13 protein-coding genes are annotated in these 22,966 nt (G+C 55.8%); 12 read left to right on the plus strand and 1 reads right to left on the minus strand.

What is annotated here, in order from left to right; translation table 11 throughout:
• The first annotated feature begins 61 nt into the window (after window positions 1-61).
• Entirely contained in the window at window positions 62-1,372 is a 1,311-nt protein-coding gene (locus ACTQ1N_RS06055; protein WP_441955609.1) for a hypothetical protein, read from the plus strand.
• Window positions 1,373-1,500: 128 nt separating this feature from the next.
• Here ACTQ1N_RS06055 and ACTQ1N_RS06060 read toward each other — a convergent pair whose 3' ends face one another.
• On the minus strand, window positions 1,501-1,734 hold the full coding sequence (locus ACTQ1N_RS06060; protein WP_441955611.1) for a helix-turn-helix domain-containing protein: 234 nt from the start codon (window positions 1,732-1,734) through the stop codon (window positions 1,501-1,503).
• Window positions 1,735-1,876: 142 nt separating this feature from the next.
• Here ACTQ1N_RS06060 and ACTQ1N_RS06065 point away from each other — a divergent pair, with 142 nt between their 5' ends.
• The 11 genes from ACTQ1N_RS06065 (at window position 1,877) to rapZ (ending at window position 22,960) form a co-directional block, all read left to right on the plus strand.
• Window positions 1,877-2,440, plus strand: coding sequence for a DJ-1 family glyoxalase III (locus ACTQ1N_RS06065; RefSeq protein ID WP_441955613.1), 564 nt, complete (start codon window positions 1,877-1,879; stop codon window positions 2,438-2,440).
• Window positions 2,441-2,531: 91 nt separating this feature from the next.
• On the plus strand, window positions 2,532-3,875 hold the full coding sequence (gene tig, locus ACTQ1N_RS06070; RefSeq protein ID WP_441955615.1) for a trigger factor: 1,344 nt from the start codon (window positions 2,532-2,534) through the stop codon (window positions 3,873-3,875).
• 117 nt (window positions 3,876-3,992) lie between these two features.
• Complete coding sequence (gene clpP, locus ACTQ1N_RS06075) at window positions 3,993-4,574, plus strand: ATP-dependent Clp endopeptidase proteolytic subunit ClpP (RefSeq protein ID WP_441955617.1); 582 nt, start codon at window positions 3,993-3,995, stop codon at window positions 4,572-4,574.
• A gap of 2 nt (window positions 4,575-4,576) precedes the next feature.
• On the plus strand, window positions 4,577-5,887 hold the full coding sequence (clpX, locus tag ACTQ1N_RS06080; protein ID WP_441955619.1) for an ATP-dependent Clp protease ATP-binding subunit ClpX: 1,311 nt from the start codon (window positions 4,577-4,579) through the stop codon (window positions 5,885-5,887).
• 124 nt (window positions 5,888-6,011) lie between these two features.
• Window positions 6,012-6,836, plus strand: coding sequence for a GTP-binding protein (locus tag ACTQ1N_RS06085; RefSeq protein ID WP_441955621.1), 825 nt, complete (start codon window positions 6,012-6,014; stop codon window positions 6,834-6,836).
• 182 nt (window positions 6,837-7,018) lie between these two features.
• Window positions 7,019-9,673 carry a valine--tRNA ligase gene (locus ACTQ1N_RS06090; protein ID WP_441955623.1) on the plus strand — a complete coding sequence of 885 codons (2,655 nt, stop codon included), beginning with the start codon at window positions 7,019-7,021 and terminating at the stop codon, window positions 9,671-9,673.
• A 164-nt stretch (window positions 9,674-9,837) separates the two neighbouring features.
• Window positions 9,838-10,947: a YARHG domain-containing protein gene (locus ACTQ1N_RS06095; protein WP_441955625.1), complete on the plus strand. Its 1,110-nt coding sequence runs from the start codon at window positions 9,838-9,840 to the stop codon at window positions 10,945-10,947.
• A 14-nt stretch (window positions 10,948-10,961) separates the two neighbouring features.
• Window positions 10,962-14,456 carry a PD-(D/E)XK nuclease family protein gene (locus tag ACTQ1N_RS06100; RefSeq protein ID WP_441955627.1) on the plus strand — a complete coding sequence of 1,165 codons (3,495 nt, stop codon included), beginning with the start codon at window positions 10,962-10,964 and terminating at the stop codon, window positions 14,454-14,456.
• 68 nt (window positions 14,457-14,524) lie between these two features.
• The gene (gene addA, locus ACTQ1N_RS06105; RefSeq protein WP_441955629.1) at window positions 14,525-18,535 is read left to right on the plus strand and encodes a helicase-exonuclease AddAB subunit AddA; all 4,011 of its coding nucleotides are present in this window, start codon (window positions 14,525-14,527) and stop codon (window positions 18,533-18,535) included.
• A gap of 37 nt (window positions 18,536-18,572) precedes the next feature.
• A complete protein-coding gene (gene murB, locus ACTQ1N_RS06110; RefSeq protein ID WP_441955631.1) occupies window positions 18,573-22,112 on the plus strand; it encodes a UDP-N-acetylmuramate dehydrogenase in 3,540 nt (1,179 codons plus the stop codon).
• A complete protein-coding gene (gene rapZ, locus ACTQ1N_RS06115; RefSeq protein ID WP_441955633.1) occupies window positions 22,109-22,960 on the plus strand; it encodes an RNase adapter RapZ in 852 nt (283 codons plus the stop codon). Before murB ends, rapZ begins: the two co-directional genes overlap by 4 nt.
• The last annotated feature ends 6 nt before the right edge of the window (window positions 22,961-22,966 follow it).

Raw genomic sequence — 22,966 nt, forward strand, 5'->3', positions numbered from 1 at the left:
GATGGCGTAAAATACAGCCGGAGGCGGCCCGGATTCTGGAGAAAGGGGAAGGATGAAAAGAATGAAGAGTTGGAAAGAGATGGACACAGGCAGCCCTCGGCGGAAGAGATGGCACCGTGCCATGACGGCTCTGCTCCTCGCACTTTTTTGTATGTGCATGCTGCCGTCTGCCGCATTCGCCAAAGAAAAGGAACTTCAGGGGACAATTCAGCGGACGCTGAAAAGGGAACCGCTTCCGGTACGCGGCAGATGGAAGAAAGTCAGAAAAAGATACCGTTTTGTCTCTTCGGATGGCAGGCTGCTGCGGGGATGGCTGAAAACCGGGACCCGGACCTATTACCTGGATCAAGGCGGATTCCGCGTAACGGGGCAGGTCAGACTTGGGAAAAACAATTATTATTTCCGGAAGAATGGTGTTCAGCAGTTCGGTTATATTAAAATCGGAAAAGTAACTTACTTTTTCGATCCGGCAGACCACGGTGCGAGGAGCTCTGCGGTCATTGTTGTGCGTGGGGTGCCGAATACGGCACCGATGACTGAACCGCCGGAAGATCAGGTCACCGTACGGAATACAGCCCTGAATCTGCAGTTTGATGAAAGCGGAGCATTTTATGACAACAAAGGCTACCAGATTCAAAAGGCGACTCTCCGCAGTTTTCTGACTACAGCGCTGCTTCCGGTCGGAAAGACGATGTATATCTGGGGAGGAGGCTGGGCGTCCGGTGCCGAAAAGAAAACGCACAAAGGCAGCATCGAGGCAACTACAATCGGGGTATCTCCGAGATGGGAGCAGTTTTTCAAGAAGGCTTCCAGGTCCTATAACTTTAAAAACTTCCGGTATTTGTCCCACCTTGGGCTTGACTGTTCAGGCTATGTAGGGTGGGTGCTCTACAATACATTCAATTCTGTCAGCGGGCATGGAGACTATGTCATGCCGGCGCAGAACATGGCAAGGACATACGCCGGCTGGGGCTGGGGAGACTATTCGCCTGCGGGAAGCTTCAGGGATTTCAGGCCTGGAGACATCATGAGCCTTCGGGGAGGGCATGTCTATATTGTTCTGGGACAGTGCAGCGACGGAAGTGTTGTCCTTGTGCATTCGAGTCCGAAGGGTGTCATGATCACAGGGACGGCGACAAGGCGGGGGAAAAAGAACAGCCGCGCGGTGAAGCTGGCGGCCAGGTATATGAAAAAGTATTTCCCGCGCTGGTACAGGAAGTATCCGGACAGCAGCAGAGGAACGAGCTATCTGACCGATTATTCCAGGATGCGCTGGACGTTGAGCGGGAATCAAAGCGTTCTGTCTGATCCGGACGGCCTTGCAGGCATGAATGCCCGTCAGGTTCTGAGCCTTCTGCTGGGCGCCGCCTGAGCAGAAGAAACCGTCAGGCGGCTGTCCGCCTGGCGGAGAAACATGGCCCTGCAAATGACAAGCCGGCTATTCTGACAGAGATGTCTGAGAGGCTGGCTTTATGGAAGAATGGATGCAGCGTTCCGGTTTCAGGCTCTGAAGTCAAAGAATACCTTCACAGGGACTTCAAGCGCGTCGGCGATGTCGAAAAGCTTCTCAAGAGATATGGATGTGGGCATGTTCGGGGCTTCCAGGTTGCTGATATGCGTTCGGCTGAGGCCGGAGGCTTCTGCGAGCTCCTGCTGGGTATATCCTTTTAATTTCCTGTAGTAAGCAATTGTCAGTCCAAGCTGCTTGAACTGACTGAGCCGTTCATTCTTCATGTTACTCCCTCCTTCGATTGAGATCAGCGAAGATGATATTATTATAAACGGAATGACAGAGATTTCACTACTTATTTAACCTAATTTAGCCAAATTTTTATTATGAATCAAAAAATCATATAATTATGACAGGAGGAGCGCTATGAAAAAGGTACTGATCTTTCTGGCGGATGGTTTTGAGGAGGTTGAGGGGCTCACACCAGTCGATCTTCTGCGCAGAGGCGGACTGGATGTGACTACGGTTTCCATTATGGGACGCAGGACGGTGACCGGCAGAAGCCGGATTCCGGTGGAAGCGGACTGCCTCTTCGAGACCTGCGGAATTGATGAAGCGGACGCACTGGTTCTTCCGGGCGGGATGCCGGGCGTCACGTACCTCAAAGAGCATCAGGGACTCGCAGAAGCGCTGAAGGACGCAGCTGGAAAAGGAAAGCTGATCTGCGCAATCTGCGCCGGCCCGACCGTCCTCGGCGGGCTCGGGCTGCTGAAGGGACAGAAGGCGACCTGTTATCCGGGTTGTGAGAGCGGCCTGACCGGGGCAGAGCTTTCGACAGACGAGGTTGTGGAGTCCGGCAGCTTTATCACCAGCCGCGGCGCAGGGACAGCCATTCCATTCTCATTGAAGATCATTGAGCGCCTGACAGACCGTGAGAATGCGGCTCGCGTCGCTCAGAGTATTGTATTTTGCGAGAGAGTGGACAGCTGAAAAAATCGGTAGTATACTTAAAGTCCGTGTGATATAATACCACAACGGCTGTTTATAAATAACGATTCGAATCAGAAGGAGTAAAGCTGCAATGAGCGTTACGGTAGAGAAGAAAGAGCATAATATGGCGGTTCTGACTGTCACAGCCACCGCAGAGGAGCTGACGCAGGCTCTCAACGATGCGTGGAAAAAGGACAGGAAGAGAATCAATATCCCGGGCTTCCGCAGAGGAAAGGCACCGAGAAAGATGATTGAGCAGATGTACGGAAAGGGCGTCTTCTTTGAGGATGCTGCGAATCTGGTCCTTCAGAGAACCTATGACAAGGCTGTCGAGGAGAGCGGGGAGACGGTTGTTTCCCGCCCGAAGATCGACATCACTCAGATCGAGGAAGGGAAGCCGTTCATCTATACTGCAGAGGTCGCTCTGAAGCCTGCTGTGACGCTCGGTCAGTACAAGGGCGTGGAGGTTGCAAAGACGGAGATCTCTGTCTCTGACGAGGAGATTCAGAAGGAACTTGACAAGGAAAGAGAGCGGAACGCCCGCATGGTCGATGTGGATGACCGCCCGGTTCAGAAGGATGACCACATCAAGCTTGATTTTGACGGAAGCATTGACGGCGTTCCGTTTGACGGCGGCAAGGCGGAAAACTATGAGCTGGTGGTTGGATCCGGTTCCTTCATCCCGGGATTTGAGGATCAGATTATCGGAAAGAACATCGGCGAGGAGTTCGATGTGAATGTCACATTCCCGGAGGATTATCAGGCGGAGAACCTGAAGGGGAAGGCGGCTGTCTTCAAGTGCAAGGTAAACAGCATCCAGGTCAAGGAGCTTCCGGCACTTGATGATGACTTTGCCCAGGACGTCTCTGAGTTCGATACGCTTGAGGAGTACAAGAAGGATGTCGCTCAGAAGATCCGCGAGCGCAAGGAGAATGAGGCCAAGGCGAAGAAGCAAAGTGAGGCGCTTGCCGAGGCTGTCAAGAATGCGGAGATGGATATTCCGGAAGCGATGGTTGAGGAGCAGGCTGCCCGTATGCTCGATGAGTTCAGCCAGCGGATCGGCCAGCAGGGTCTGAGTATCGATCAGTACATGCAGTTTACCGGCATGGACCGCAAGAAGATGATGGACCAGATGAAGCCGGAAGCACTGAAGAGAATCCAGAACAGCCTGGTGCTGGAAGCCGTTCAGAAGGCGGAGAAGATTGAATGCAGCGATGAGCGGTTCGACGAGGAGATCGAAAAGCTTGCGAAGGCATACAATATGGAGAAGGATAAGCTGACTTCTCTGATGGGTGAGGAGTCCGTCAAGACAATGAAGGATGAGATCGCAACCCAGATGGCGGCAGAGTTCATCGCAGACAATGCGGTGGAGGTTGAAAAGCCGGCAGAGGAAGAGAAGAAGGATATTCCGCAGGAGCAGCCTGCGGATGTATAAGCCGTTCTCAGCGGAACCGGCAGGATACTGATTGTGAGAGTCCCCATATGCGGATTCGGACGGACGAATTCGTCCGTACCGTTTCCACCGGGGACTTTTCGTTTAAGGAGGATTCGCATGAGCCTGATACCTTATGTCATAGAACAGACGTCCAGAGGGGAGAGATCGTATGATATCTTCTCCAGGCTGCTGGAGGACCGGATCATTTTCCTTGGGGAAGAAGTCACAGATTCCATAGCGGACGTGATTGTTGCAGAACTGCTGTTTCTGGAGTCGGAGGATCCGAACAAGGACATCCATCTGTATATCAACAGTCCGGGAGGCTCTGTCACGGCAGGCATGGCGATCTATGATACCATGCAGTATGTGAAGTGTGACGTATCAACGATCTGCGTCGGACTGGCGGCAAGCATGGGTTCATTTCTGCTTGCAGGCGGCGCGAAGGGCAAGAGATACGCGCTTCCGAATTCAGAAATTCTGATCCACCAGCCGTCCGGCGGGACGCAGGGACAGGCATCTGACATGAAGATTGCCGCCGATGAGATCATCAAGACACGGGAGAGACTGAACCGGCTTCTTTCCCAGAATTCCGGACAGCCGCTTGAGGTGATTGAACGCGATACAGAGCGCGATCACTGGATGACGGCTGAGGAAGCGAAGACATACGGACTGATTGACGAGGTTGTAACATCGAGGTAAGAATGGCGAATAAAGGATATGAGAAGATTCGGTGCTCCTTCTGCGGAAAGTCGGAGGATCAGGTCCGAAAGCTGATTGCAGGGCCAGGGGATGTGTATATCTGCGACGAATGCATCAGTGTGTGCTCGGAGATTGTCGAGGAAGAGCTGGGGGAAGAGGAGGAGCTTCAGATGGAAAGCGACATCCATCTGATGAAGCCCCGGGAGATCAAGGCGTTTCTTGACCAGTATGTCATCGGACAGGACGAGGCAAAGAAGACGCTTTCGGTCGCTGTATACAATCATTACAAGCGGATTCTGTCAAATGAGCGGGCGAGCGATGATGAGGTGGAGCTTCAGAAGAGCAATATCCTGATGCTGGGACCGACCGGATCAGGTAAGACGTACCTGGCCCAGACGCTCGCAAAGATGCTGAATGTCCCGTTTGCGATCGCGGACGCGACCTCCCTGACGGAAGCCGGTTATGTCGGCGAGGATGTTGAGAACATCCTGCTCAAGCTGATTCAGGCTGCGGACTATGACATAGAGCGTGCGCAGAAGGGCATCATATACGTGGACGAGATTGACAAGATATCCCGCAAGAGCGAGAATGTCTCGATCACCAGGGATGTGTCCGGCGAGGGTGTCCAGCAGGCGCTGCTGAAAATTCTGGAGGGAACGGTGGCATCGGTTCCGCCGCAGGGCGGGAGAAAGCACCCGCAGCAGGAGCTGATCCAGATTGACACGACCAACATCCTGTTTATCTGCGGAGGCGCGTTCGAGGGGCTCGACAAGATCATCGAGAGCCGGATGGATACCAGGAGCATGGGATTCAAGGCAGATATCCGGACAAAGGAGGAACGGAACATCGGCGATGTTCTGAAGCAGGTACAGCCGGAGGATCTCATCAAGTTTGGCCTGATCCCGGAGTTTATCGGCCGTGTGCCGGTTGTCGTTTCGCTTGATGAGCTGGACCGCAGCGCGATGATCCGGATCCTGACAGAACCGAAGAACGCGATTATCAAACAGTATAAGAAGCTGTTTGCCCTGGACAAGGTGAAGCTGACCTTTGATGAGGATGCAGTTGAGGAAATCGCGGATCTGACCATTAAACGGAAGATCGGCGCCCGCGGGCTTCGGAGTGTGATTGAAAAGTCGATGAATGATGTCATGTTTGACCTGCCGAGTGAAGACCGGGCAGCAGTCTGCCATGTCACAAAAGATGTCATTGACGGAAAAGAGAAGCCGGAGATCACATTCACGGATGAACCGCTGGATGTCGTTGAGGAGCCCCAAAGCCGCAAAAAAAGAAAAAAGCTTGGAGCGACAGCCTGACTGACTCCGGGAGTGTCTGTTTTTCAGAATGAAAGACAGGGAACAGAAGATGAACGAGGCTCGTGCGCCAATACCGCATGAGCCTCATTTTTAGAATTCCCGTGCAGGAAGGAGAGCGTCAGGGATGAAGATAATAGATGTGAAGCTGGACACGGTCTGCGGATATACGAGTACCCTTCCTGTTTTCGATGAACCGGAGATTGCGTTTGCGGGGAAGTCGAATGTGGGAAAGTCCTCCCTGATCAACGCAGTCATGAAACGCAGGCGTCTTGCGAGGGTTGGGGAGACCCCCGGCAAGACCCGGACAATCAATTTCTATCATGTGGTGGCGGAGGTGCCGAAGGCGCCGGAGAATGGCAGCGAGAATACGTCTTCCCTGCAGCAGAACGTGGAGAATGCCGCAGGGGCTGCAGACAGTCTGCAGGCTGAAGCCGTCCGGAAAAAGAAGCTTCGCTGGAAAAAGGATCCGTCCAGACAGAAGGCGCTAAGCGCGAAGACCGGACAGGCACACGTGAGGAGCAGCCAGAAGGAAGACGCATCTCAGACTGCAGGCCGCGTTCCGACCGAGCGGAAGCCCTTTTTCCTGGTGGATCTGCCAGGTTACGGATATGCGAATGTGTCAGTGTCGGAGAAGGGAAAGTGGGGAGAGATGATTGAGCGCTACCTCAACTCCTCCCCGGGGCTGAAAAAGGTCTTTCTGCTTGTCGATATCCGGCACGAGCCGAATGCGAATGACATTCAGATGTACGACTGGGTGCGGGCGAGCGGGTTTACGCCGGTCATCATCGCGACAAAAGCCGACAAGCTTGGGAAAAGCCAGCAGCTCCGCCAGATTGAGGTCATCCGGAAGACCTTAAAAGCACCGGAGACTGCAGAAATCCTGCCATTCTCCGCCCCTTCCGGACAAGGCCTGGGCGAAATCTACCGTGTGATCCAGCAGGTGATATGATATACTGAATAAGTCCCAGCTGCCATGCGCAGAACTGCGGCACGCTTGCGTGCCAGCAGACCTGTGTACGTGCGGCGACAAAGGTATTAGCACGAAAGCTGCGGAGCAGCGAAGTGCCGCGAGGGGACTTATTCAGGAAAAGCGAATACCAAATTGGAATTTTTGAGGAGCAGAAGGAACAGATGGGCACGAAACAGCTTGAGAAGACGTATAACCCGTCCGGAATGGAAGACAGGATCTATCACAGGTGGCTGGAGAAGGGATACTTTCACGCACAGGTGAATCCGGACAAAAAACCATTTACCATTATCATGCCGCCGCCGAATATCACAGGGCAGCTGCACATGGGGCATGCGCTTGACAATACCATGCAGGACATCCTGATCCGCTGGAAGCGGATGGAAGGGTACGAGGCGCTGTGGCAGCCGGGAACCGATCATGCAGCCATCGCGACCGAGGTCAAGGTCACGAACATGCTCAAGGATAAGGGCATCGACAAGCATCAGATCGGCCGCGAAGAGTTCCTGAAGTACTGCTGGCAGTGGAAGGATGAGTACGGTTCCAGAATCCTGAAGCAGCTCCAGAAGATCGGCTGCAGCGCCGACTGGGACAGAGAGCGCTTCACGATGGATGAGGGCTGCTCCCGCGCTGTCGAGACCGTGTTTGTGAGGCTCTATGAAAAGGGCTGGATCTACAAGGGAAACCGCATCATCAACTGGTGCCCGAAGTGCCAGACATCTCTGTCTGACGCGGAGGTCGAGCATGTAGACCAGGATGGCTTTTTCTGGCATATCAAGTACCCGATTGTCGGCGAGGAAGGAAAGTTTGTCGAGATCGCAACGACCAGGCCGGAGACGCTTCTCGGAGATACGGCTGTCGCGGTGAATCCGGACGACGACCGGTATAAGACGCTGGTCGGAAAGATGCTGAAGCTTCCTCTGACAGACCGTGAGATTCCGGTGATTGCGGATGCGTATGTGGACAAGGAGTTCGGAACGGGCTGTGTCAAGATTACGCCGGCTCATGACCCGAACGACTTCCAGGTCGGCAAGCGGCATCATCTGGAGGAGATCAATATCCTGAACGATGATGCGACCATGAACAGCCTCTGCGGCAAGTACGCTGGAATGGACCGCTACGAAGCCAGGAAGGCGATGGTCGAGGATCTGAAGGAGCAGGGGCTGCTTGTCAAGGTTGTTCCGATCACACACTCGGTTGGAACACACGACCGCTGCCACACGACGGTTGAGCCGATGCTCAAGCCGCAGTGGTTTGTGAAGATGGACGAAATGGCAAAGGCAGCGCTTGAGGTCGTGAAGACCGACGATCTGAATTTCGTGCCGGAGCACTTTGAAAAAACATATACACACTGGCTGGAGAATATCCAGGACTGGTGCATCTCCAGACAGCTGTGGTGGGGACACCGGATCCCGGCATACTACTGCGACGACTGCGGAGAAGTCGTTGTCAGAGCCGGCGGGGCGCCGGACGTGTGTCCGAAGTGCGGCGGCAGGCATTTCACGCAGGATCCGGATTCCCTTGACACCTGGTTCTCCTCCGCCCTCTGGCCGTTCTCGACACTGGGCTGGCCGGATGATACCCCGGAGCTGAAGTATTTCTATCCGACCGATGTCCTTGTGACAGGTTACGACATCATCTTCTTCTGGGTCATCCGAATGGTGTTCTCGGCGCTGGAGCAGACTGGAAAAAGCCCGTTCAAGTATGTGCTGATCCATGGCCTTGTCCGGGACGACAAGGGCCGTAAGATGTCCAAGTCTCTCGGAAATGGAATTGACCCGCTTGAGGTGATCGACAAGTACGGCGCGGATGCGCTGAGACTCACGCTGATGACCGGGAATGCACCGGGGAATGATATGAGGTTCTACTGGGAGCGCGTGGAGAATTCCAGAAATTTCTGCAACAAGATCTGGAATGCGACCCGGTTTATTCTGATGAGTCTCGAGAGACAGCAGGCGCCGGAGCATATATCACCAGAGGAGCTGACCCCGGCAGACAGGTGGATCCTTTCGAAGGCGAATACGCTGGCAAAGGATGTCACCGAGAATATGAATAAGTTTGAACTCGGAATTGCCGTACAGAAGGTCTATGACTTCCTCTGGGACGAGTTCTGTGACTGGTACATCGAGATGGTGAAGCCGCGGCTCTACAGCGATGACGACCAGACGAAGGGTGCGGCACTCTGGACTTTGAAAACAGTCCTGATCCAGGGACTGAAGCTGCTCCATCCGTTCATGCCGTTTATCACGGAGGAACTCTTCACATCGCTGCAGGATAAAGAGGAGACTATCATGCGCTCTGCATGGCCTGTCTTCCGGGAGGACTGGAACGATCCGCAGGAGGAGAAGGAAATCGACGCCGTCAAGGATGCGGTCCGTGCAATCCGGAATGTGCGTACGGGCATGAACGTTCCGCCGTCAAAGAAGGCAAAGGTGATCGTCGTGTCGGATGACGAGGAGGTGCGCGGGATCTTCGAGCGGAACAGCGTGTTCTTTGCGGCTCTCGGTATGGCGAGCGAGGTGAAGGTCCAGAAGGACAAGGAAGGGGTTGCGGAGTCTTCGGCTTCCTGCGTGATTCACAATGCGACCATTTTCATGCCGATGGAGGAGCTGGTCGATGTCGGCAAGGAGATCGAGCGCCTTGAGAAAGAGCAGAAGCGGCTGGAAGGTGAGTTGAAGCGGTCCGACAGTATGCTGGGCAACGAGCGGTTCCTGAGCAAGGCACCGGAGGCGAAGGTTGCGGAAGAGAAGGCAAAGAGAGAAAAGTATGCACAGCTGATGAAGCAGGTGACGGAGAGACTGCAGCAGCTGAAGCGGTAAGGCCGAAGACAGACCGCCGGGATATGAGGCTTCTGCCGGCCAGAGAAAGGGAAGGTGCCCGGATACAATCGCGTCCGGGCGCCTTCATTTTTATTTAATAAAATGTACCAGGTAAGGTCAGCCTGTTTCATGCTACAATGGTCAAAACACCACGGAGGGTATTTATGACCAGATTCAGATATCGTGCAAAGGTGGCGGAGGGATTCTTCCTGCTTCTGCTGTTTTTGCTGATCTTTTCAATTCGCCCGAAGGCAGCGCCCTCGGGCTACCTGCTTCCGCAGAGTTCCTATGCCTATATCACGCAGGAGGAGGTCTCGGGCTGGCCGTCTCAGGCTCTCTGCTATGCCAGGAACGAGATTTATGCGAGAAACGGCAAGATGTTTGAGTCGGAGGAGCTGCAGGCATATTTCAACTCACAGTACTGGTATCATGGGATATATACACCTGATCAGTTCAGCGATTCGATGCTGAACGCCTACGAGACGGCGAATGTTCAGACCCTTCTGGACATCGAGAAGAACCAGGGAGAGTATGTTCTTGATCAGCCGGGGTACTCGTTTGATTCGCTGACCCCTTATGCGGAGGAGGGGGAGCAGGCAACGGAGTCCCTGGCGGATTCTTTCACGGTTGATCCGAACAGCTATATTTTCTCGGACAGCAGCGCGCGGGTCCTGACGGCGCAGGAGATCAGCCAGCTTTCACTCCAGGAGCTGTGCTACGCACGGTATGAGATCTATGCGAGACACGGCTACATCTTCTCTTCGACGGAGCTGTCCGACTATTTCAACGCCAAGAACTGGTACTGGGGGACGGTGGATGCCTCTGCATTCTCTCCGAGTCTTCTGAACTATGTGGAGATCCAGAACATCGATTCTCTTCAGGCACAGGAGCAGGCGCAGGGCGGCTATGCGACGGACCAGCCGGGCTACAGCTACTCGGCGGTGCGCTCTTTCCCGGCTCAGGCAGCCGCAACCGTTTCCGAGAACGATTATATCTTCTATGACAGCGCGCTCCGCTATCTGACGGATGCGGATGTCTCAGGGATGGGTCTTCAGCAGCTGTGCTACGCGCGCAATGAGATCTATGCGCGGAGAGGCTATATCTTCCAGTCATCGGAACTGAGAGAGTATTTCGGAAGCAAGCCCTGGTATTCGCCGACCCTGCCGGCAGATTCATTTTCCGAATCTGTCTTCAATGAATTCGAGACTGCGAATATTGCGCTTCTGAAGCAGCATGAGTATGCAATCAACCCGAACGGGTACCAGCTATACTGACAGGGGGAATGAGAATGTCTCTGAAACTGATCCTGGGTCCTTCCGGCTGCGGGAAGAGCAGAAAGCTCTTCGAGACGGCGCTTGAGGACGCCGCGCAGAATCCGGGCAGGCAGCACATCATCCTGGTTCCGGAGCAGTTTACGATGCAGACGCAGCAAAGCCTCTGCTCTCTGAGTAAAAGCGGCGGCATTCTGAATATTGATATCCTGAGTTTTTCAAGACTGGCGGTCCGCGTGTTTGAGGAGACGGGCGTCAGAAGAAAAACGCTTTTGAAGGAGACCGGGAAAACTCTGCTGCTCCGCCTGATCGCGGACAGGGAGGCAGCCGGTCTTTCTCTTCTTTCAGGGGCGGTCGACCGCCCGGGGGTGCTTGGGGAGCTGAAGAGCATTCTCTCGGAAATGGACCAGTATGAGGTGACGGATGAGGAGATTCAGCGGATGGTTTCCGGATGCGGCGCAAGGCCTGTCCTGGCACAGAAGCTGGCGCAGCTGTCCGTTCTGCGGGAAAAGTACCGGCAGTTTCAGGAGACGCATCAGATGCAGACGGCGGAGACTGTACCGGAGGCGCTCTGCGGGAGAATTCCGGCATCCAGGATGCTGGAGGGGAGCCGTATCTATCTGGACGGGTTCACAGGCTTCACACCTGCGCAGCTGAATGTGCTGAGCGGACTGATGCGGAAAGCGGAGCGGGTGACGGCCGCCTTCACGATCGACGCGAAGGTGGATGGATTCAGCAGGCCGCGTGAGGAGGAGCTGTTCGCGCTGACAAAGAAGACGGTTCAGGCACTCGGGCGCATTGCCGCAGAGACGGGGACGGTCATGGAGCCCCCGCTCGTCATGGAACAGTCCGGAACAGGCAGGTTCAAGGAGGGGAGTGAGCTTCAGTATCTGGAAGCGCACCTGCTCCGGCCTGGAAGGCGGAACCCTTTCCCGGGGCAGAGCGGCAGGCATCAGATCCGGATTCTGTCCTGCGCCAATCCGGCAGAGGAGGCACAGGCTGCGGTCGCGTGGATACGCAGGCTGACCCGGACGAATGAGAATGACGGAGAAACGCTTCGATACCGGGACATTGCCGTTGTGGCAGGGGACTTTCCGACGTACGCGGAGCATCTGAGACGGGCATTCGGCAGAGCGGAAATCCCGTATTTTGTCGACCGGTCGGTGCCAGTCACGCTGAATCCGGCTTTTGAATTTGTCAGGGCGGCATTTGCCATCCTGGATGCCAACTACAGTTATGAGTCAATGATGGCGTTCTTCCGCACCGGTTTCGTGTTCGATGACCGGGAGACGGTGGACATTCTCGAAAACTATCTGCTGGCGGCCGGCATTCGCGGGCATAAGGCCTGGACACAGAGGTGGAGCCGCCCGGCAGGAGACTGCCGGGAGGAGGAGATCGCCGAGCTTGAGGAACTGCGGGAATCGTTCGCGGAGCGTTTTGAGCCATTTGCCGGCGTATGCAGGTTTTCGGCAGGGAAACTGAAAGACTACGCGAGAGCTCTGTGGGAGCTGACAGATGCCTTTGACCTCCAGGGGAAGCTGGCGCTTCTCGCCCGGGAACGGGAGGAGAGCGGACTGCGCGCTGACTCCGAGGTGTACAGCCAGGCAGCCCCCGCCATCGCAGAGGTGCTTGACGAGGCGGTTTCTCTTCTTGGAGACGAGAAGATCAGGCGGTCGCAGTTTGAGCAGATTCTGGAGGCCGGACTCTCGGAGTCAAAGATCGGCATTGTCCCGCCGGGAATCGACGAGGTGCAGATCGGAGATCTGATGCGGTCGAGGATTACGAATGTCAGGGCGATTCTGTTTCTTGGCATGAATGATGAGTTTGTGCCGGGGAGAAGCCATGAAGGCGGGATCCTGACCGATGTGGAACGGGATTATCTGAGACGTCAGGCGTTCCATCTGGCTCCATCCGCAAGGGAGGAAGCTGCAGTCCGGCAGTTCTACCTGTATCTGAGCCTGACAAAGCCTTCGGATTTTCTGATTCTTTCCTGTTCCCGGACGACGATGGACGGAAGTATACTCCGTCCGGCTGCAGCGCTGCTGCAGATCCGTCAGCTCTTCCCGAAGATTGAGATCCAGGATGGCTTGCCGGGCGGCCTGGCCGGGACAGTCTTTCTTCCCAAAGAAGCGCCGGATGCGCTGGCGGGAGTCCTGGCGGCGGGCAGAGACTGGACGAAAGCGGAGAAGGAGGAGCAAACGCCCATGCTCCGGGAGCTGTATCTGGCGTCTGCCGCAGAAAGACCAGAGCAGACCCGCAGGCTTCTGAAGGCACTGGACATTGTGCCTTTGCCGCGGCTGAGCCGTGAGACCGCTAGAAAACTGTACGGAGACAACCTGGAGGGATCCGTCTCAAGGCTTGAGACATTTGCACTCTGTCCGTTCAGGCAATATGCGGTCTACGGGCTGGGACTTCAGGAGCGCAGACGATACGAGGTGCAGGCCTCCGATGTCGGAACGCTGATGCACAGGGGGCTGGAGCTTTTATCGGCGCGGGTGAAGGGAAGCCGGGATGTTTCGTGGAAAACCCTGCCCCCGGAAGCGCTTGACAGGTGGGCAGAGGAAAGTCTCAGACAGGCCTGCCTGGAAACGTCCGGCGGGAAATTTGAGGATACGTTCCGGAGCGCCGGACAGTACCAGCGGCTTCTCCGGATCTTCCGCCATGCCGCGGCTGTCCTGAAGCTGCAGCTTGCAGTGGGAGATTTTGAACCGGCGCTGTTTGAGACGCGATTTGATTCAAGGGACAGAAGGACAGCGGAGCCTCTTTTCTTTTCAGATGGAAGCCGGATGAATCTGTCCGGACGGATTGACCGGGTTGACGAGGCGTCCGGAGGGGATGACAGTCGTCTCTTTATCAAGGTTGTCGATTACAAGACCGGTTCGACAGGGTTTGACTTGAACGAGGTCTGGATGGGGACGGAGCTCCAGCTACCGGTTTATATGGACACTGCGCTGCGGATGGAGCGCCAGCGCCACAGGAAGAAGGAGATTGTCTGTGCGGGCCTTCTCTACTTTCCTGTGCGGGATCCGGTCCTGGACAGCAGATACGCCGATCTGGATGATGCTTCCCTTGAGGCGGAAAGAACCCGGAAAATCCGGCCAAGCGGGCTGATTCTGGATGACAGGGAGGCCGTCTCCCTCTTCAGCTCAGACCCGGGCCTTCTGTCTGAGGTCGCGCCGGTGACGCTCAATAAAGACGGAAGCATCTCTGCAGCAAGATCCAGCGTGGCAGACGCGCGGAAGCTGTCCCTCCTGTCCGCATATGCCAGAAGGAAGATGATTGAGACGGGAGAGCGGATTCTCGGAGGGGAGATCGCGCCGTCTCCTCTGAAGGAAAATGACCGGATGGATGCCTGCAGCTACTGCGCGATGAAGGCTGTCTGCCGGTTTACAGGACATGACCCGCAGATGAGGTACCGGCAGATGCCGAACATTCCGCCGGATGAGATCTGGAAGAGGATGGCGGAGGAGACAGAATCAGCCGGAGGCCGGAAGGAAACAGAGATGGACTGAAAGCAGAAGGGCTCCGGGCAGATGCCGGGAAAAAGAGAGAATCAGAAGCACAGGAGAAAGAGGACCGTATGGGAAGAAGCTGGACGGATGAACAGAAGAAAGTCATCGGGACAAGAGGCAGCAGCCTCCTTGTCTCGGCAGCAGCCGGCTCTGGCAAGACCGCGGTGCTGGTTGAACGGATCCTCCGTGAGATTCTGGATCCGGTGCACCCCGTGGACCTGGACAGGCTTCTGATTGTGACATTTACACGGGCAGCGACAAGCCAGCTCCGGGAGCGGATCCGGGACGCTGTGACCGCGCGCTATGAGGAAGAGCCCGGAAATGAACAGCTCCGGCATCAGATGACGCTTCTGTACAGCGACCATATCATGACCATCGACAAATTCTTCCTGATGGTGATCCGGGAACATTACCAGCAGATCGGGCTCGACCCGTCTTTCCGGATCGGTGATGAGGGCGAGCTCAAGCTGATGCGGGCAGACCTCATCTCGGCAGTGCTGGAGGAGGCATACAAGGAGGGGGATCCGGATTTTCTGCGCTTTTCTGACTGTTATGTCTCCGGTATATCGGATGCAGCCCTTGAGGGGATGGTGCTCGATTTCTGGGAAAGCTCGTCGTCGCATCCCTGGCCGAAGGCGTGGCGGCATGCGTGCCTGAGGCAGTATCAGGAGGAACCGTCCTCCTGGACATGGCTCCCGCAGCTTCTCGATGTTGTCCATACGCAGCTTCAGGACATTCTGGAGAACATCGATCAGACGCTTGCCCTCTGTGCGCTGCCGGGAGGCCCGAAGTCCGCGCAGCCGGCGCTGCTGTCTGACAGAGAACTGGTTCTGCAGCTGATGGGAGAGGGTTCCTATGATCAGCTGAGTGCTTTATTTTCCGAGCTGAAATTTGCCAGAATCTCGAAGAAGGAAAAAAAGGGGGAGGAACCATACGATGCTGTCAAGGTGCAGATGGTTGCGGACCTTCGGGACAGCTGGAAGAAAAAGCTCGGAAGCCTCAGGGATAAATATTTCCTGCGTCCGCTCCCGGAGGAGGCGGAGCTGATGAAGCGGACAGGAGCGGATTTTGCCGTCCTGGTCCGGCTTGCAGACCGCTTTGAGGAGGTCTTCACCGAGGAGAAGACCAGAAAGAATATTCTGGATTTCACGGATACGGCCCATCTTGCGCTGAAGGTGCTCATTGAAAAGGATGAGCATGGAGACATCGTGCCGACACAGGCTGCGCGGGAGTACCAGGACTATTTTGAGGAGATCGCCATCGACGAGTACCAGGATTCCAATGAGATCCAGGAGCTGCTTCTGTCGAGTGTATCCAGGGAAAGCAGGGGCGTATACAACCGGTTCATGGTGGGAGATGTCAAGCAGAGCATCTACCGGTTCCGTATGTCCGACCCCGGTATTTTCATGAAGAAGTACGAAAGCTATCGGAAAATGGCAGAAAACTCGAATGGGGAGGAAGGCGTGCAGGCAGGACCGGGTGTGCAGCCGCAGCAGCCCCGCCAGCTGCGAATCGATCTGCATAAGAACTTCCGCTCCCGAAAAGAGGTGCTTGAGGCCGTGAACCTGATCTTCCGGCAGATCATGCGGCGGGAGGTCGGAGGCGTTGAATACGGGGCAGATGAATCTCTGTATCCGGGTGCCGTGTTCGAGGCCTATCCGGAGCCCTGGAAGGGACAGGAGAAGACGATCTGCAGGCCGGAGCTGATCCTTGTTGAGCCGGGAGATGCCGCAGATGATGAAGCCGGAAGCGGGGAGAAACCGCTCCCGGATGCGATGCATGCGGAGGCGGAGGTGACGGCAGCCCGGATCCTCCAGATCGTCGGTCATGATCCGGTCTGGGACAAGGAAAAGGGGGCCTACCGTCCCGCCGGGTTCCGTGATATTGTCATTCTGCTCCGGACAGCCTCCGACTGGGCCAATACCTATTCCGAGGTGCTGTCTGCCCATGGAATTCCGAACCGTTCCGGCTCGAAAACCGGGTATTTCTCGGCGCCGGAGGTTCAGACCATCCTGGCTTACCTGGATGTCCTGGACAATCCGCGGCAGGACATTCCGCTTGCGGCTGTTCTTCGCTCCGAAATCGGAAGACTGACGGACGACGAGCTCTCCATGCTGAAGGCGGGCAAAAGAAAAGATTCCCTGTATGACTGTGCGGAAACCTTTCTGTCTGTGTATGCCCACGCCCGGGCAGAAAAACAAAAGGATTCAGACAGGCCCGCCGGTGCTGTGCAGAAGAAAACAGAACAGACGGACAAAGGACACTCGGATCAGACGCCGGGTCCCTGGCCGGAAGGAGGATTCTCAGCGCAGCAGGAGGCGGTGCTTTATGAGAAGCTCAGGCAGTTCTGGGAGATGACGGACAGGCTGAGAAGTCATGTCAGTGACACACCGATCCACCAGCTTCTGTGGCAGATTTACGATGAAACCGGATTTCTCGCTGTGTCTGAGGCATCCGAGGGCGGCAGTCAGAAGAAGGCCAATCTTGATATGCTGGTGGAGAAGGCCATCGCCTATGAGCAGACCAGCTACAGAGGACTGTTTCACTTTGTCCGGTATATTGACAAACTGATCCGCTACGAGGTGGATTTCGGGGCAGCGCTCGCGGAGAACGGAAGCGAGGATCTGGTCCGGATCATGACGATTCACGCGAGCAAGGGACTGGAATTCCCGATCGTATTTGTCGCCGGGCTGGGACGGAGGTTCAACCGGCAGGACGCTTCGGCCATGTTTGTGCGGGAAGCCGGAATCGGGGTGGGCATGAATTACATTGATCCGGACCGCCGGGTTCAGGTGCCGACGCTGATAAGAAGCGCGGCAGCGGAGCGGGTGATCCGTGAAGGAATCGGGGAAGAGCTTCGCGTCCTCTATGTGGCGCTTACCCGGGCGGAGGAAAAACTGATTCTGACCGGGACCGTGAAGGACCGGGAGACGTTTGTCAAGTCGCTTTTTACCGCGACAGGCTGCATGACAGAAAAGCTGCCCGAAAGCCTGATTCTGGGAGCGGATGGCTGTCTGACATGGGTGTCAGAAGCGCTCGTCCGGCACCAGCCGGAGGGCGGACGCTTCAGGGAGATGGCGGATTTGCCCCAAAGCCCTGCGGAAAATCCTGCAGCTGGGCTGGAAGGAAGCTTTCTCGTGCGGACCGGCCTGGAGGTGGCAGCTAGGCAGCAGCATGCAGCGGAGGAATCCAGAGAACACCTGGCGGCACTGTTTGATGTGCAGCCGGGGGAGGTTTTTGACCGGCCGCTTCACGATCAGCTCAGGAGGCAGCTTGGATCCCGTTACCCATGGCCGGATCTGTCCGAGATTCCGGCCAAGGTGACCGTATCGGAGCTGAAGCGGCAGGGCTACGAGGCGGAAATGAAGCAGCTGGAGGAGGCGGCCCCCGCATCCTGGACGCAGCAGCCGGACCGAAGCATGGAGGATGCCGTATGCGTTCATGCCGGCCATGGGCAAGGCACGCAGGGGCAGGACAGCGGAGAGCGGAACAGGGTTGTCCCTGCGTTCATGCAGGAACAGACGCAGCAGAAGCCTGTCAGAGGGGCAGCGGCCGGGACGGTCTATCATCGCGTTCTGGCTGACTATGATTTCACCCTGGATGCCGGTCTGAACTCAGTCCTCCGTTGGTTGGAAACTATGGTTCAATGTGATAAAATCACCGAAGGCGAGAAAAAGGCGGTTCAGGCCGGACGGATCGTCCGCTTTCTGAACTCTGAAATTGGCGCGCGGATGAAGAAGGCAGCCGGGAAAGGGGTGCTCCACCGCGAGAATCCGTTCGTGCTGTCCGTTCCGGCGGGAAGCCTGTTTTCAGGTGCGGGGAAAGAAGCAGCAGCGGAGCCTGTGCTGATCCAGGGGACGATTGACGCCTGGTTTGAGGAGGCCGGACACCTGGTTCTTATCGATTACAAGACAGATTATTGCAGACCGGAGCAGAAGGAGAGTCTGGTGCGGAGGTACCGGACACAGTTTCTGCTCTATGCGTCTGCCCTCACCCGGCTGACCGGAAAACCGGTCGGGGAAGCCTGGCTGTATTCGCTGTCGCTTGGCGAGGCGATACCGGTCAGCCTCGCCCCCTGAAGGAGAACATGCAGGCAGGAAGGAGTGCCTGAGGCATATGCAGACACAGACGATGACGCAGAAAAGTGCAGTATTTCAAGCCGCCAGGACACGGAAGGCAGACAGAACAGCAAAGGCAGCCGGGTCAGGACGCTGGTTTCTGATCGGTTTTGCGATCCCGGCGCTGATCATGCTGGTCGGGTATGTTCAGATCGGCGTCTGGCCATTTGGGGACGGGACGGTCCTGATCATTGACTCTCTTCACCAGTATCTGCCATTCTACACGGAATTTCATGAGAAGCTTGTGCACCACTCCTCTCTGCTGTACTCCTTTTCGGCGGGGCTGGGATACAACTTCTGGGCAACCTATGCCTATTATCTGGCAAGTCCGCTGAATTTCCTGATCGGCCTTGTCCCGACAGCGAATGTCTGTGACTTCATGGACTATCTGATCCTGCTGAAGGTCGCACTCTGCGGCGGAACCATGACCTGGTATCTGCATCGCAGAAATCCGAAGTCAGGGCTCCTTGCACCGGCATTCGGGACGATGTATGCGGTTTCTTTCTTCATGATCGGGTACTATTTCAACATTATGTGGCTGGACTCCATTGCGATGCTTCCGCTGATCATGAAAGGGATCGAGCAGATTTTCGGCATCGGTGATGGCGGCCGTGTGAGCGGACGCTCCGATGGGCGCCTCTACGGGGCAGCACTGTTTGTGGCGCTCTGGTGCAACTATTACATCGGGTTCATGCTCTGTCTGTTTTCTGTCCTGTATGTGTTTGTCTGCCTTGTGTACACCGGAAGAATGAAGCCGGGTTTGCTTCTGCGCCGTTTTCTGCGTTTTTTCTGGTATTCCATCCTTGCGGGCGGCATGGGCAGCATCGTCCTTCTGCCTGCTTACCGGGCGCTGAAGGCCTCGGAATCCATGCAGTCGAATACCTTTCCGAAGGTCATCAAGTTCTACACAGACTTCGTGAACCTCTGCCTCGCCCATTTTGCAGGAATCAAACCGGTTAATATATCGAACTCCCAGGTCGGGCTCAATGCATACTGCGGCGTGTCCGTCATGCTGCTGGGCATCCTGTTTCTGCTTGACAATCGGATTGCGCTCAGAAGGAGGATTGCGAAAGGCGTCCTGGCGGGCTTTCTGTTTCTGAGCTTCTCGATGAACGTTCTGAATTACATCTGGCACGGCTTCCATCAGCAGAACGGACTGCCGAACCGGTTTGCGTTCATCTATATCGCCATCGTGCTGGTCATGTCGTTCGATGCCATCGCAGATGTGCCGAAGCTGGCTGTCTGGCGGATCCTTGCCGCCGGCGTCATCCCGATATCCTTCGCGGCGGCAGCCTGGTATCTGGAGCTGGGGCAGGACAATGAGGGCAATGCCTATCCGGTCTCCGCCTACGAGATCACATTCCTGCTTCTCTGCGGGTATCTGGTGCTGCTCCTCGTGATCCGCCTGTATCATATCCGGCGGCTGGTTTTTTCTGTGCTGGCCGGAAGCATCCTGATCTGTGAGTCCGGCGTGTCGGCTGTCTGGGGAGTCGTCTGCAACGATTCCGTGACGCGTTCCATCTATCTGAACGACCAGAAGTCATACAAGACACTCGTTCCGCAGATGCATGACAATACCTGGTTCCGGTCGGAGGTTGATTCCCAGCGCATGCGGGATGTCACCCTGTTCTGCGGTGGCAATGCGGTCGTCATGTTCAATTCCACGATGCAGGAGTCGGTCACAAACTTCTGCGACCGGATCGGTATGGAATCGAGGACAAACAAAAACGGCTACAACGGGGTCACGAAACTGATGAACGATGTGCTGGGCATCAAGTATGTCCTTTCCGCACAGGGAACCGGCAGCACGCTCTATCAGTTTCAGAAGCAGACGTCGGATGGAAACCTGACCATCTATAAGAATGAAAATGCACTGGCACTCGGGTTTATGGTGAATCCGGAGATCCGGGACTGGGACATTTCATCCGGGACGCCGATCGATGTCCAGAATGACTTTGTGGTGAAGGCGGCCGGACTTGATCCGATCTATACACTCGACCGTTACCTCACCATGCAGAACGGGGAAGCAAATGAAATCCTGATCCCGGACGGGAAGCAGGTTTATGCTTATCTGCCGGAGCGTGTGGCGGAGCTGAAACTGACCACACCGGAATTCAGCAAAACCTATGAGACATTCACAGACCATCTCTATGTGATCAATGCGGCGGACGGGGAAAATTTGGCGCAGATGACTGCATCGACAAAGCTGGGTTCCAGCGCGGAGGCGATCATCTATACCTGCCCGGACAGCGCCGAGCAGGCTGTTGTCGACAAGCTGAGAGAGAGTGAGCTTCAGAATGTCTCCGCATCCGGCAATGTGCTGACAGGCGATATCGATGTGAAGAAAGCAGGCGTGCTCCTTCTGACACTGCCATATGACAATGGCTGGCGGCTGTATGTGGACGGGAAGGAAGAGAAGCTTTCGGAGATCGGATCCTGCCTGATGGGGGCCGATCTTGAAACCGGCCAGCATGCCATCCGGATGGTATATATTCCGGAAGGATTCCGGGAAGGGATCCTTCTGACGATCGTCTCCGGTATTCTGTTTGCGCTGTCCCTGTATCTTTACAGCCGCAGGCACAGAGGGGAAAAGAAAGGATTTGACAGGGATATGGACGATGCAAAAGCGTATCTGTCAGCACTGTGCGGGGAAGATGCAGTCGCTGCCGGGGTCCCGATGAGCGCATATACAACCTTCCGGATCGGCGGGCCGGCAGCCCTGCTGGTGAAACCGAAGACGGAGCGTCAGCTGGCAGACACCATTCTGTATCTCAGGCGCATGGAACTTCCGTACTTTGTTGTCGGAAATGGCAGCAATCTTCTGGTCAGTGATGCTGGCTACAGAGGTGTGATCGTCCGTGTGGCGAAGAATCTCAGCCAGATACGGATACGCGGGGATATTGTCGAGGCGCAGGCAGGCGCGATGCTTTCAGCGGTCGCGGCGAAGGCGCTGGAAGCTTCCCTGACCGGGATGGAATGTGTCTCCGGCATACCGGGTACGATCGGCGGGGCTGTTTTCATGAACGCGGGCGCTTATGGCAGCGAGATGAGGGACATCGTTGAATCTGTCCATGTGCTGACAAGGGATGGAAAGATTATCCGGCTTTCCAATGAAGACTGCCAGTTCGGTTACAGGATGTCCAGAATTCAGACGGAAGGCATGACGGTTCTGGATGTCAGTCTGAAGCTTGAGCCGGGCGATCCCTCGGCAATCCGTGAAAAGATGGACGATCTGAGGACCAGGCGGGCTGAGAAGCAGCCGCTTGAATACGGAAGCGCAGGCTCCACATTCAAACGGCCGGAGGGCCACTATGCCGGAGCATTGATTGATGAAGCCGGCATGAGAGGGTTTACGGTCGGAGGCGCGATGGTCTCGGAAAAGCATGCGGGCTTTGTCGTGAATGTTTCCGGGGCGACGGCGGAGGATGTGCGCGGGGTCATCCGCAGGGTTCAGGAGGCTGTGATGGAGAAAAGCGGTGTAAAGCTTGAACCGGAGGTCCGGATGCTGGGGTTTGAAGATACGGAGGGCGAGGAATGAGATTCGTGATCGTGACAGGGATGTCCGGTTCCGGAAAAACTGCCGCCCTCAAGATGCTGGAGGACGACGGCTATTTCTGCGTAGACAATCTCCCGCTGGAGCTGATCGGAAAGTTTGCCGAGCTGGCAGGCAATCCGGCGCAGGAATACAGCAAGGTCGCGGTCGGATTTGACTCCCGATCCATGCTGAGGGGACATTCGGTGGAGGATTTTTTCCGGACCATGAAGCCCTACAGTTACGAAATCCTGTATCTTGACTGCAGCGACCAGGAGCTGGTAAGACGGTATAAGGCGACCCGCCGGATTCATCCGCTTGCCGGAACCGGACGGATTGAAGCCGGCATTGCAAAGGAACGGAAGCTTCTGGAACCTCTCAGACTTCGGGCGGACTATGTGATTGATACCAGCGATATGCTGACGAGGCAGCTGCAGCAGGAGATCGGTCATATCTTCCTCGAAAATCCGGGAGAGGGCAGTCTGCTGATATCCATCCTGTCATTCGGGTTTAAGTTCGGGATCCCCTCCGACGCTGATCTGGTCTTTGATGTCCGTTTCCTTCCGAATCCGTTTTATGTCGAGGAGCTTAAGCACAAAACCGGAAATGACAAGGACGTGCAGGCGTATGTCTGCCAGAATGGGGAAGCAGATACATTTCTGCAGAAACTGACCGATCTTCTCGAGTTTCTGATCCCGAAGTATGAGCTGGAAGGAAAGAGACAGCTGACAATCGCTGTCGGGTGCACAGGCGGCAAGCATCGTTCGGTGACGATGGCAAACCGTCTGAACGAATATTTTGAGACAAGCGGGAAGTATCCGGTGGTGCTGCTCCACCGGGACATTACCCGTTGAGAACGG

This window comes from Porcincola sp. LCP21S3_C12, assembly GCF_052118625.1.
Taxonomy (GTDB): Bacteria; Bacillota; Clostridia; order Lachnospirales; family Lachnospiraceae; genus Porcincola.